Here is a 12385-nt window from a genome sequence, read left to right on the forward strand (position 1 = left end):
CGCGCTACCTCCCCTGCACAGACCGTTACCCCACCCTCGCTCAAGCCGCAACGTAATCGACGAAAAGCTGGCAAACGCCTACCTCATCGTCACAGGCGTGCAGTTGTTCACGGAAGTGGTGGTCGCAAAAGCGCTCGGCCACATCCGCGAGCAAACGCAGATGCGTCGAATTCGCCCACTTCGGCACCAGCAGCGCGACGATATCGCTAACCGGTTTGCCGTCCGGTGCATCGAAGGCAATCGGCGTAGCCGGGCGCACATACAGCACCATCGCGTGCCGCAGCCCCTTGATCTGACCATGCGGCACGGCGACGCCCTGGCCGAGCCCGGTCGAGCCCATCGCCTCGCGGGCCTCGAGGCCTGCGGTCACGGCGGCGGCCGGCAAGGCGTAATGCTGTTCGAAGAAACGGCCCAGCGCAACAAACAGATCCTGGCGGTTCGCGACCTCCAGTCCGAGCAGCACATGCTCCGGCGAGATCAACCGCCCTATCGCGCTGCCGGCGACGCTGTCTTCATCCAGCTCCGCGATTGCGTCGATCCGGTCCGCCGCAGCGGCCAGGTGAACCGCATTGCCGGCGCTGACGCGCGGTGCCGCGTCGGCGCGCATCAGGCCACGCCACGAGTCGGTGGGTGTATCGGGAACTTCAAAGAGCTGCCCCAGTTCGGCAGTGGGCGCCAGATGAGCGACCCGCCGCATCGCTCCGTCAACGGCAGTCCTCGGCAGATAGAGCGAAAGCTTCACGCGGCCGGTTCCGGGCAGCGGCGCGACCCGTATGGTCCACGGCTGGTCGCCGCAGTCGCGTGTCAGCGCCTGGCGCAACGGGGTGGCGTGTTGCGCGTCGAGCGTGACGTGCATCATCACATTACGGCCCGGCGCGGCATGCGGCCGGGAGCGGACTGCGCTCTTGCCCGCTCCGAGCAGAGCGCGCAGGCTGGTCATTGGGTGCGTCATGTCGCCCCTCGCTTCGTTTACTTGATGTCAGGCTACACGAATCGGCGTCAAGCTCGCGTAAAAATATTCGCTGTTTCGGCATGTGCCAACCGCTTTTCCCGTCGCGCTCAGCTCGAGCAAACGCGACCGGAAAAGCGGTCGAAATTCCATGCCGCCTGTCTCAGAGGCCGAGAATGCGCCGGGCTTCGAGTTCCGCCAGCTCCAGCGCGGCATCGGCACTGCGCATCGGCCGGCCGCAGCCGCGTCCAGTGATTTGCTCGAGCGTCTTGTCGTGGCGTTGGGTGGTCACGCGGAGCGCACCTTTGAACATCTGACCCGGAGCGGGAAACACGCAGGCCTCCACGGTCATGTTTCCCTTGGTTTGTTTGAATGCCATGATATTCCTCATACTTTTTAAGCGGAGCACCGTGCGGCGGCGCGCCGTTTCTTCATTACGCTCAGCACGTCAGGTGCGTGCAGCGTGTCTAGTGCGCCGAGCCGTTGATCGCCAATCCTGCCGGCCGGGCTTCAAAGCGGTACTGCAAATGGGTCGGATAATGCGGATCGACTTCGCGCACCAGGCGGTCGATTTCGCGTCCGAGTTCGCTCACCCCATCCACGCCGAGTAGCTGGGTGGCTCTCGCAATACCCTCGCCGAATTTCTCGACCATCAGCGCCGCAAGCGCCGGCGTTTCCGCCCCGCGCGCCACATCGGCGCGGCGGTTTTCCGCATAGCGCCGGATCTCCACGATCAGCGCCTTGATCTCGTCATTGGTCATGGTTAGCCTCTTTTTCTGTTTGCTGTCGCGCTGCAATGCGGCCAGAGCGTTTCATCCGGATTTCAGCGCAACGTGACGCTTTACCTGGCAATCCGAATTCTTTAGCGAATCCATCATGATGCTTCTATTTCAGCACATGCCTCGTCAAGAACCTGAAAAACCGGACGGTATCTGTGCAAAGAATGTGTAATGACGCACGCCGCGCCATGAGCGCGTTGCTCACGCGTGATTCGGGGAATGTCGGTGCCATTAGTCCTCGACGCCGATCAGCCGGTAACCAACGCCGCTCTCAGTGACGATGTGTTCGGGCTGGGCCGGATCGCATTCGAGCTTCTGGCGCAGATGCCCCATGTAGATGCGCAGGTAGTGGTAGTTGTCGGCGCGCGCCGGGCCCCACACTTCCTGAAAGAGCTGGTGGTGAGTGAGCACCTGGCCCGGGTGCCTTGCCAGGGCGGATAGCAGCCGGTATTCAATCGGACTCAGATGAACCGTCTCGCTGCCGCGCACCACCCGTCTCTGCCCGAGATCGAGCGTGACGGCGCCGAAGCGGATCTGCGTCATCCCCGCGCGGCCGCCCCGCGCCTGACGGCGCAGATGGGCGCGGATCCGGGCCGTCAGTTCAGGCAAGCCGAAGGGTTTGGTCAGATAGTCGTCGGCGCCGGCGTCCAGCGCGCGAACCTTGTCTTCTTCACGGCTACGGGCCGACAGCACCATCACCGGCACCGTGGACCATGTCCGCAGCTCGCGGATCACCTCGGTGCCGTCCATGTCCGGCAAGCTGAGATCGGCTATCACCAGATCGGGGCGGCGCGTGGCGGCGTGGGCCAAGCCCTGCAGCCCGGTGGCGGCCTCGAACACCGTCATGCCCTCGGCCTCCAGCGAGGCTCGCACAAAGCGCCGGATATGCCTGTCGTCGTCGATCAGGACCACAGTGACGGTCGGTTCGCTCATGGATGCACACCGCGGCCGGAAATCGCACGAGGCGCGGTACTCCTGATGTTGTGCCCCATCCGCTCAGGTCCACGCAAACGCGGTGAGCACCATATCGATCAGCTTGATGAACGGGAACGGCAGCAGGATGCCGCCGAGGCCGTAGATCAACAGATTCCGGCGCAACAGCGACGCAGCTCCAAGCGGCCGGTATTTAACGCCCTTCAAGGCCAGCGGAATCAGCGCCACGATAATCAGCGCGTTGAAGATCACCGCCGATAGAATCGCCGACGAAGGCGAGCTCAGATGCATCACATCCAGCACCCGCAACTGCGGATAGGTGGTCGCGAACGCTGCCGGAATGATCGCGAAGTACTTGGCGACGTCGTTGGCGATCGAGAAGGTCGTGAGCGAGCCGCGCGTCATCAGCATCTGCTTGCCGATCTCGACGATCTCGATCAGCTTGGTCGGATTCGAATCGAGGTCGACCATGTTGCCGGCCTCCTTCGCCGCCTGCGTGCCGGTATTCATTGCCACCGCCACGTCGGCTTGCGCCAGCGCCGGAGCGTCGTTGGTGCCGTCGCCGGTCATCGCCACCAGCTTGCCTTCGGCCTGGTGCGCGCGGATCGTCGTCAGCTTGGCTTCCGGGGTCGCTTCCGCGAGGAAGTCGTCCACCCCTGCCTCTGCTGCAATCGTAGCCGCTGTGAGGTGGTTGTCGCCCGTCACCATGATGGTCTTGATGCCCATCTTGCGCAGTTCGGCGAAACGCTCCTTGATGCCGCCCTTGACGATGTCCTTCAGCTCGATCACGCCGAGCACATGCGTCGTTTCGCCGAGCGTTTCCGCCACAACGAGCGGCGTGCTGCCGCGCCGCGCCACCTCCATGACCGCGCTCGCCACTTCGGCCGGGTAGCGGCCGCTGCGCTGTTCGACATAGTGGCGCAACGCGTCTGCCGCGCCCTTGCGGATCTCGCGCCCCGGCGCCGCGGAGGACGTTCCCGCGGGGGACAGGTCGACCCCGCTCATACGCGATTGCGCGCTGAACGACAAAAACGTTGCGTGCAAGGCATGCATGTCGCGCTGGCGAATGTTGAAGCGTTGCTTGGCAAGCACGACGATACTGCGCCCCTCCGGCGTTTCATCGGCAAGCGAGGACAGTTGCGCGGCATCGGCCAGCGCCTCTTCCGTCACACCGGGCGCCGGAATGAAACGCGACGCCTGACGGTTGCCGAGCGTGATCGTGCCGGTCTTGTCGAGCAGCAGAACGTCCACGTCACCGGCCGCTTCAACCGCACGGCCCGAAGTCGCAATCACATTGGCCTGCATCATGCGGCTCATTCCCGCCACCCCGATGGCAGACAGCAGGCCGCCAATGGTGGTCGGAATCAGGCAGACGAGAAGCGCTACCAGCGCGGTGATCGTCACCACATGGCCGGCCTTGACCGCTTCCACTGCGAACATGGAGAACGGCAGCAGTGTAGCCGTGGCAAGCAGCAGCACGATAGTCAGCGCAACCAGCAGGATGGTGAGCGCGATCTCGTTGGGCGTCTTCTGACGCTTCGCGCCTTCGACCATCGCAATCATGCGGTCGAGGAAAGCTTCGCCAGGATTGGCCGTGACACGCACCACGATCCAGTCCGACAGCACGCGCGTGCCCCCCGTCACCGATGAAAAGTCGCCGCCCGATTCACGGATCACCGGCGCGGATTCGCCGGTAATGGCCGACTCGTCCACCGACGCCACGCCTTCGATCACTTCGCCGTCAGCCGGAATCACATCGCCGGTTTCCACCAGCACCACATCGCCTTTACGCAGATCCGTGGCCGTCATGATGCGCACGGCCGCTTTCGGATGCGGTTCGTGCAGGCGCTTGGCCACCACGTTGTGCTTGGCGCTGCGCAGCGAATCCGCTTGCGCCTTCGAACGCCCTTCGGCCAGCGCTTCCGCGAAGTTGGCGAACAGCACGGTGAACCACAACCACAATGCGATTGCCAGTATGAAGCCCGAAGAGGTTTCAGCCTGGCCGTTAAGCGCGGCGACCCAGAGGATCGTCGTGAGGATGCTGCCCACATACACGCAAAACATCACCGGATTGCGCAACTGCGTGCGCGGCGTCAGCTTGCGGAACGCGTCGGCGAGCGCCGGCGTGACAATCGCCGGATCGAACATCGAACCCGCCGCGCTGCGCGCCTGCCCGAGATTGCCGGGCTGATGAACCGGAGGCGGGCTTTGCTCCCGTGTCTGCATGGTCATGCCGGAGCCCCGAAACGCCTGCGCAGTTCCAGATTCACCGCCAGTACATTGACGAGCGGCTCGCCCACCAGACCGCCAAACGGCGCATGGGTCTGCTGCGCCAGAATCGCACTGATATCGGCGCGCACCGCGGCCGGATCGCGCTTCGTGTCCTTGGCCCACGCGCCCGCGACACGATCCAGTTGATAGTTCGCGTTGGCGAGCGTGATGTCGGGGTCGAGGCCGGAGCCGGAGGTCGTCACGAAGTCGCCCGGCACGTTCTGCAAGGCCACATCCGGATGATCCCCGCGCCACATATCGAAGAACATCGACTGGATATCCGCGCCGGTCTTCACCGGCTGGATCGACGTCACGCTCTTGCCGTCACTGCCCGTCTGGGTGACGCTCGACGGAAACTGCCCCGGATGTTCATTCGAGAACGACTCGAAGAACGGTACGGCAAGATCCGCGGCTTTTGGCTGCGGTGTGCCGGGGTTCGCGGCAATCCATTGCTTCACCGCGGCCGGGTGCTGTTTCGCCCAGTCGTCGACGTACTTGCCATGCGACGGGTCCGCATTGACCCATGCCTGGGCGAGCGAGTTGTGCGCATCGGCCCATTGCGCGACGATATGCGGCTGGCCGCCCGCGTGATCGGCCTGGAACCAGGCTTCCACATCGGGCGCCACCAGTTGCCCCGCTTTCGGGCCGTTCGCGTATTGCGCAATTGGCCCCAGCGTGCGCGCTACGCGGTCACGCAGCGCATAGTTGGTGGCGGCGAGCGTGGACGATCCCGAAGCCGAACCGTCATACGATACGGCCGAGGGACGCGACTGGAAATATTCGTCCTTGGTGAATGGCTGCGCGATCAGCAACGAGCCGACCGGCTTGCCGTCAGGTCCATTGACGATACTGCCGTTCGCCTGGAACGGAAACGCGGTCTGGCCGATCACCCACAGAATCCCGGGATAGACACCGCAGACGAGCACAGTGACAAGCCCGAGCAGCCAGATACTTTTGGACAGATGGCGCAACATGGTTTTCTCCTTCATGCGCGACGCTTATGTAACCTGTTCGACGACCGCTCATGCAGCCGCCCATGCAAACCCTGAAACCCCGCAACCCATCAAGCCACCAGATGCAGGCCGACCATGAACAGGTCGATCAGCTTGATCCCCGCGAACGGCACGATCACTCCGCCAAGCCCCCACACCAGCAGATTGCGCCGCAGCAGCGCGTCGGCGCCCAGCGCCCGGTACTTGACACCTTTCAGCGCAATCGGAATCAGCAGCGGAATGATGATCGCGTTGAAGATCACCGCCGAGAGGATCGCGGAGGTCGGCGAATGCAGATGCATCACGTCCATCGCGGCGAGCCACGGCAAGGTGCCGGCAAACAGCGCGGGAACGATCGCAAAGTACTTGGCCACGTCGTTGGCAATCGAGAAGGTGGTCAGCGCGCCGCGCGTCATCAGCAACTGCTTGCCGATTTCGATCACTTCGATCAGCTTGGTCGGGTCGCTGTCCAGATCGACCATGTTGCCGGCTTCCTTGGCCGCCTGCGTGCCGGAGTTCATGGCGAGCCCGACGTCGGCCTGCGCGAGCGCTGGCGCGTCGTTGGTGCCGTCGCCCATCATCGCGACCAGCTTGCCTTCGGCCTGCTCCTTGCGCAGATAGGTCAGTTTCGCTTCGGGCGTTGCTTCGGCAATGAAGTGATCGACACCCGCGAGACGCGCCAGGGTGGCCGCCGTCAGCGCGTTGTCGCCGGTGATCATCACCGTATACAAGCCCATCTTGCGCAGATGCTGGATCCGTTCGCGAATGCCGGGCTTCAGGATGTCTTCGAGCACCACCACGCCGACGATTTCGTTGCCGCTTGCCACCACCAGGGGCGTCGCGCCCTGTTCGCCGGTTTGCTTGAGAAGCGGTTCCAGTCCATACGGCACTTCGCCGCCCTGTTGCTGCACATAGGCGATCACGGCGTCGGGCGCCCCCTTGCGGACCGACCGCCCATCGGGCATATCGATGCCGCTCATGCGGTTTTGCGCGCTAAACGGAATCACTTTTGCATCGTGAGGCACGTTGTGCCCGGCCGCATACTGCGCAAGCGGCAGGACCACGGCGACGATGCTCTTGCCTTCCGGCGTCTGATCGCCGAACGACGCCAGCGCGGCGAGGCGCTTCAGTTCGTTCTCGTCATACTTACCCACCGGCAGAAACGCAGTTGCACGACGATTGCCAATGGTGATGGTGCCGGTCTTGTCGAGCACCACGGTGTCGATATCGCCCGCGACTTCAACCGCCTTGCCGCTTTTGGCGATGATGTTGGCGCGCAGCGCGCGGTCCATCCCCGCAATGCCGATGGCTGCCAGCAACGCGCCGATGGTGGTCGGGATCAGACAGACCAGCAGCGCGACCAGCGTAGGCACATCGGTGCCGAGACTGTGCAGGGGATCGGACAAGCCCAGGTAGCTGGTCATGTACTGCTCGGCGTTGAAGGCCATTGGCCACAGCGGCACCACGACGATCAGGAAGATCAGCGTAAATGCCGACAGCACCAGCGTCAGCGCGATCTCATTGGGCGTGCGCTGCCGCACTGCGCCTTCCACGAGCGCAATCATGCGATCGAGAAAGGTCTCGCCCGCTTCCGCCGACACGCGCACCGTGATCTCGTCGGAGAGCACCGTGGTGCCGCCCGTGACGCCCGAACGGTCGCCGCCTGCATCGCGGATCACCGGAGCGGATTCGCCCGTGATGGCGGATTCGTCCACCGAGGCGGTGCCGTCGATGATTTCGCCGTCGCTCGGAATCACTTCACCGGCGCGCACCAGCACCAGATCGCCGCGTTTGAGCTTGATCGACGAAACGGTTTCGCGCGCCCCATCCGCACGCAGACGATACGCAACGGTGTCGCGCCGCGCGCGCTTGAGCGCATCGGCCTGCGCCTTGCCGCGCTCTTCCGCAATCGCCGTCGCAAAGTTGGCGAACACCACCGTCAGGAACAGCCATGCGTCGAGCGCAATGAAGTATGTGAGCGGCGCCTGGCTATGCGCCGCACCCAGCGCCATCTGGATGATGAACACGAGCGTGAGCACCGCGCCGATCTCGACCACGAACATCACCGGGTTCTTCCACTGGATGTCGGGGCGCAACGACACCAGCGACTGTCGCAGCGCGGCGCGTACCAGCGGCGACGTGAACAGGCTTTCGGTCTGCGACTTGTGCGGCGGACGCGGGCCTGCGGTCATGCCGGGCGCCGGACCGTGCGCGACTTTTACTGTTTCCATGATGGATGCTCCTCGATCCAATGACTGCAGTCATGCCTGGGTGTTAGCGTTCTTTCAACAGATGGGCGGCGTCATCCACCGAATGGAATGGGCCCAAGATGCTCCGCAAACGGACCGAGCGCGGCGACCGGCAGGAACAGCAGCGCCCCCACGATCAGGATCGTGCCGAGCAGCAGAAAGCCGAAGGTCACCGTGTTGTCGCGCATGGTCCCAAGCGTCGCGGGCGCGATCTTCTTGCGGCCGAGATAGGCTGCCATGGCGATCGGCGCGATGATCGGCAAATAGCGCGAGAACAGCATCACGAGGCCGGTTGCCGTGTCCCATTGCACGGCCGTTGGCGCCGGGCTCGGGTTGCTGTTCAAGCCATAGGTCGTGCCCAGACCGTCGAATGCCGAGCCGTTGTTGGCCGAAGCCGACGAGAACTGATACACGATCTCACTGAAACCATGCGCGCCGGGGTTGGCCTCGGCCTTGGTGCCCCAGTCGGTCGCGGAGAACAAGCCAGTTGGACCGAGCACCAGGATCGGATGCACCAGCAGCGCAATCATTGCCAGCTTCATTTCGCGCGCACCGACCTTGCGGCCCAGATACTCCGGTGTGCGGCCGACCATCTGCCCCGCGAGGAACACACCGACGATCAGGAACAGCAGCAGGTTGATCATGCCCACGCCCTTGCCGCCGAACACACAGTTGAGCCACATGCCGATCAGCGGCGACAGGCCCGCCAACGGGTTGAGGCTATCGTGCTCGGCATTCACCGCGCCGCACGTCACGTCTGTCGTAATGGCCGCGAACGTCGCGCCCGCCGAGGTGCCGAAGCGCAACTCCTTGCCTTCCAGATTGCCGAGATGCTGCTCAACCGGCAATGCGGCGAGAGGTGGAATCGTCAGCGAATGATTCGTGCCGGCCAGCTGATAGGTGCGCGCGACCGGGTGTGCGGTCAACGCCGGGTTCGGCTGCAAGGTGTCGAAGCAGACCGCCCAGACAATGAGTCCGATCATCATCGACAGCATCACGCCGTAGATCACGATCGAATGCCTGAGACGTCCCAGCATGCGGCCGTACATCAGCACCAGCGAAAACGGGAAAATCATCATCGCAAGGGTCGTGACGAAGTTCGAACCGGCGCTCGGGTTTTCGTACGGATGCGCCGAGTTCATGCCATAGAAGCCACCGCCGTTGGTGCCGAGCATCTTGATCGGAATCACGGCCGCAACCGGACCGACGATCAATGTCTGCTGCTTCGGCTGGCCGTTGTCGGCCGTACCCATGGCGGCGGGTTCGAGCGTCGTGACCTGATAATCGCTCTGGTAGGTCATCGGCATGCCCTGCTGGATGAAGATGGCGCCCACGATCAGCGCGATCGGCACGAACATGTAGACCACCACGCGCCACATATCGACAAAGAAATTGCCGACGAGCTGCTCGCCGCGCAGCGCACGAATAATCGCAGTCAGTGCGCACAGGCCGACCGCTGCCGACAGGAACATGTTCGGCAGGATGAAAAAGATCTGACTGAAATTCGAAAAGTGCTGGTCGCCCGAATAATGCTGCAGGTTCGTGTTGGTCATGAACGAAATGACCGTATTGAAGATCGTCGACGGCGCGAGCATGCCGCGGCCGAGCGGATTGAGCGGCATCAGCGGTTGCAGCGACAGCACCACAAAGCCGAACACGAACAGCGCCACGTTGAAGACGAGCAGCGCCACCGTGTACTGCTTCCAGTCTTGCGGGCCGCTATCGAGCTTCGTTTCGAACCAGCGCAGCACGCGCGGCGCACGGTATCGCCCGTCGAGAATCCACGCCATGTAACGGCTCAGTGGGATCGACACGACAATCGCCGTGACCAGTATCAGAAGCGGCAGGGTCCACATGGGCTTCCCCTTCTACGCGGAAAAAGATGACGGGATGTTTCGGGCGTGGTTCAGAACCACTCGGGTCGAACGAGCGCGACGAACAGATAAATGAAAGTCAACGCGGAAATCGCGGCAGCAAGCCAGGCCATGATGGTCTCCTCAGATCTTGTCGCACGCGTCGATAAACGCGACGCACAACGCCATACACCCCAGTCCAAGCAGGAACAGGCCAGGCAGCCAGATCATCACGTTCATGACGAACCTCATTTTGCAGGGACGACAACATTCCACACCGGTGCGGGAGCCACGGTGTCGCAACCTGTTTCATCAGGTTTGCTAAAGGTATAGCGCGGAGCGGATAAAAATGTTGTAAATCCGGATTAATCGAAAACCACTAGGGCCACCGCGGCGCGCAGGGCGGCACGGGCTAGCAGCATTGCGCCGGTAGCAGACGCGTTTTTTGACACGGCGTTTACACGCCGGTTGTAGATTCTTGTGCAATATTGATGCCGCCTGGTGTGAAATGAAGGAGTGTTGGCCAGCGCAAATCGCCAAGCACTCCGGTTACGGCAAGGGCGTTATCGAGGGATGACCTTCAGCTTTGCTTATGAGCGCCGGATTGGGCGCCGGCGCCGGCGCCGACGCCGGGCTCGACGGTACAGCCTGCTGCGGGGCTTCGTGCCTGACGGGCTGCGAATCTGCACCGACCAGCACCAGCTCGTTTCCGTTGACCTCGATCTTGACAGGGTCAGTTTTCTTCCACTGCTTCTTCTGGATGACCAGCTTCCACGTTCGTTCCTGCGTGGGCTCCCGAAAAAATGCGACCACACCCACGACCTGTGCATCCGGATTCATTGGCTCGGCGATGCTTGCGCCCGCGTCCGGGCGCAGCACAACGTCTTTCGTGGCCAGTAGATCCGTCTTGAGAAGATTCAGATCGTCAGACTGCAGTTGTGCATAATTCAATTGCGCAAATGTCTTCACGTCCTTGAGCTGGTAAAACCTGACGACCGTCGAAAGCGATTGACCCTGTGCATCAGCATTGAGCGATGTACGGCCTTTGAGGTCGACGTTCATCGTCTTGACCTGGGTCGTGAAGGCCCACTTCGCGGCATCCACGGTTCCGTCGCCGACCGCCTGCGCAACACCACATCCGGCCGTGGCCACAGCCGACAATATTGCAATCGCGAGACTTGCGCGCCGTGCCGATTGCCTGATCTTTGCGTTCATAGCGGGAATACCCTTGCTTCTTTTGCTGTTCTTCATCCGTTTGCCTCCGCTGCTCCTTTCCAGCGGCCGAGCTGGACACGCGTGATGCGCATCGCTACACCGGTTGCCGGCTGCACCGGTGCCTCCAGTTGCGCCGTAAAACCCAGATTCGCCTGATATGGCTCGAGCGTGGGATCGGGCATGAGATCGGCCCGCACGTGCATCTCCAGATCCGCTTCACTCTCGTAGCCGAGATAGAACTGCAGCAGCGTCATGACCTCACGATGCGAGGATTGCCCCGGCACAAGCGACAGGACGGTTTCACGCGAAGCCGGCGTGATCACAACCCGGACCACATTCGCACGGTCGTAAAATCCGCGGCCCAGCAGGCACTGTTCGCCGAGCGCCGCAGGCTCACATTCATCGACTTCCCGCCAGACGGGATGGAACTCCTCAACCGCGATTGCGGCGTCAGGCACGGCATGCCGAAGCACGCCTGTCAGTCCTTCTGCCGTGCGCGTCTTCTGCATGACGAGCGCGAGCATCGACAGCAGCCGGCGTTTGTCGGCCACCTCCATGAGCCATTGGCGAGCGGTCGAGGACTTTTTCTCCTGTGTGGCCACAGGTAGCCCTGTATCGGACGTGACGATGCGCGTGGAGGTACTGAACCCGAATCCGGCAAAACTGAGCAGATAGCGCGACACCGGGTCCGTGCCATCCCGCTTGAAGCCAACCGGATAGCGGTACTTGTGCGAGACGCGGTAGAACTGCGTGATGATGCGATGATGGAAGAGATCGAGGAACGCCGCCAGGGGCTCTGCTCCATCGCGATGCTGCGCTACCTCGTCGACGAAGTACGCGGGCATGCGCGCGTCGACGCCATAGAACCCCAGAAACGTCGTGACCACCGACGGCGCCAGCGCGGGGTTATCGACGTCGTACCTGACCGCATCGATCTCACGGCCCGGAAAACCCAGCTGTGCGCGCGAGCGAAACCGGACCGGTTCCGCGGCCGGTGAATCCGTTGTGCCGAGCGATGGCATGTCCGGCGCGGCGAGTTCGAGCAGTTCGCAGAAGCGGATGAAGTTCATCCGCGTTGCCTGATCGAATAGCGCGGGTAACAATGGCGCACCATGTGCAGGTACCGCCAAGGGCATGGTGGGTT

The 12385-nt window shown here is 62.8% G+C and carries 10 protein-coding genes; all 10 read right to left on the reverse strand.

Annotated features, from left to right (window positions below; genetic code table 11):
* Positions 1-40: 40 nt before the first annotated feature.
* Positions 41-952, reverse strand: coding sequence for a PTS sugar transporter subunit IIA (locus tag FFS45_RS02765; RefSeq protein ID WP_249362564.1), 912 nt, complete (start codon positions 950-952; stop codon positions 41-43).
* Positions 953-1112: 160 nt separating this feature from the next.
* Positions 1113-1328, reverse strand: a complete 216-nt coding sequence (locus FFS45_RS02770; protein ID WP_137953177.1) for a hypothetical protein — start codon at positions 1326-1328, stop codon at positions 1113-1115.
* A gap of 88 nt (positions 1329-1416) precedes the next feature.
* Positions 1417-1710 carry a hypothetical protein gene (locus tag FFS45_RS02775; protein ID WP_137953178.1) on the reverse strand — a complete coding sequence of 98 codons (294 nt, stop codon included), beginning with the start codon at positions 1708-1710 and terminating at the stop codon, positions 1417-1419.
* Positions 1711-1959: 249 nt separating this feature from the next.
* Entirely contained in the window at positions 1960-2661 is a 702-nt protein-coding gene (locus FFS45_RS02780) for a response regulator (RefSeq protein WP_137953179.1), read from the reverse strand.
* Between the two features lie 63 nt (positions 2662-2724).
* Positions 2725-4809, reverse strand: a complete 2085-nt coding sequence (gene kdpB / locus FFS45_RS02785; protein ID WP_249362604.1) for a potassium-transporting ATPase subunit KdpB — start codon at positions 4807-4809, stop codon at positions 2725-2727.
* 80 nt (positions 4810-4889) lie between these two features.
* Positions 4890-5906, reverse strand: coding sequence for a potassium-transporting ATPase subunit C (locus tag FFS45_RS02790; RefSeq protein ID WP_137953180.1), 1017 nt, complete (start codon positions 5904-5906; stop codon positions 4890-4892).
* Between the two features lie 89 nt (positions 5907-5995).
* Entirely contained in the window at positions 5996-8116 is a 2121-nt protein-coding gene (gene kdpB, locus FFS45_RS02795) for a potassium-transporting ATPase subunit KdpB (protein WP_249362605.1), read from the reverse strand.
* Between the two features lie 110 nt (positions 8117-8226).
* Positions 8227-10029: a potassium-transporting ATPase subunit KdpA gene (gene kdpA / locus FFS45_RS02800; protein ID WP_137953182.1), complete on the reverse strand. Its 1803-nt coding sequence runs from the start codon at positions 10027-10029 to the stop codon at positions 8227-8229.
* Positions 10030-10575: 546 nt separating this feature from the next.
* Entirely contained in the window at positions 10576-11241 is a 666-nt protein-coding gene (gene tssJ, locus FFS45_RS02810; RefSeq protein WP_137953445.1) for a type VI secretion system lipoprotein TssJ, read from the reverse strand.
* 32 nt (positions 11242-11273) lie between these two features.
* A complete protein-coding gene (gene tssG / locus FFS45_RS02815) occupies positions 11274-12377 on the reverse strand; it encodes a type VI secretion system baseplate subunit TssG (protein ID WP_137953446.1) in 1104 nt (367 codons plus the stop codon).
* Positions 12378-12385: the final 8 nt, after the last annotated feature.

The sequence above is a fragment of the Burkholderia sp. 4M9327F10 genome, from assembly GCF_005503145.1.
GTDB lineage: Bacteria > Pseudomonadota > Gammaproteobacteria > Burkholderiales > Burkholderiaceae > Paraburkholderia.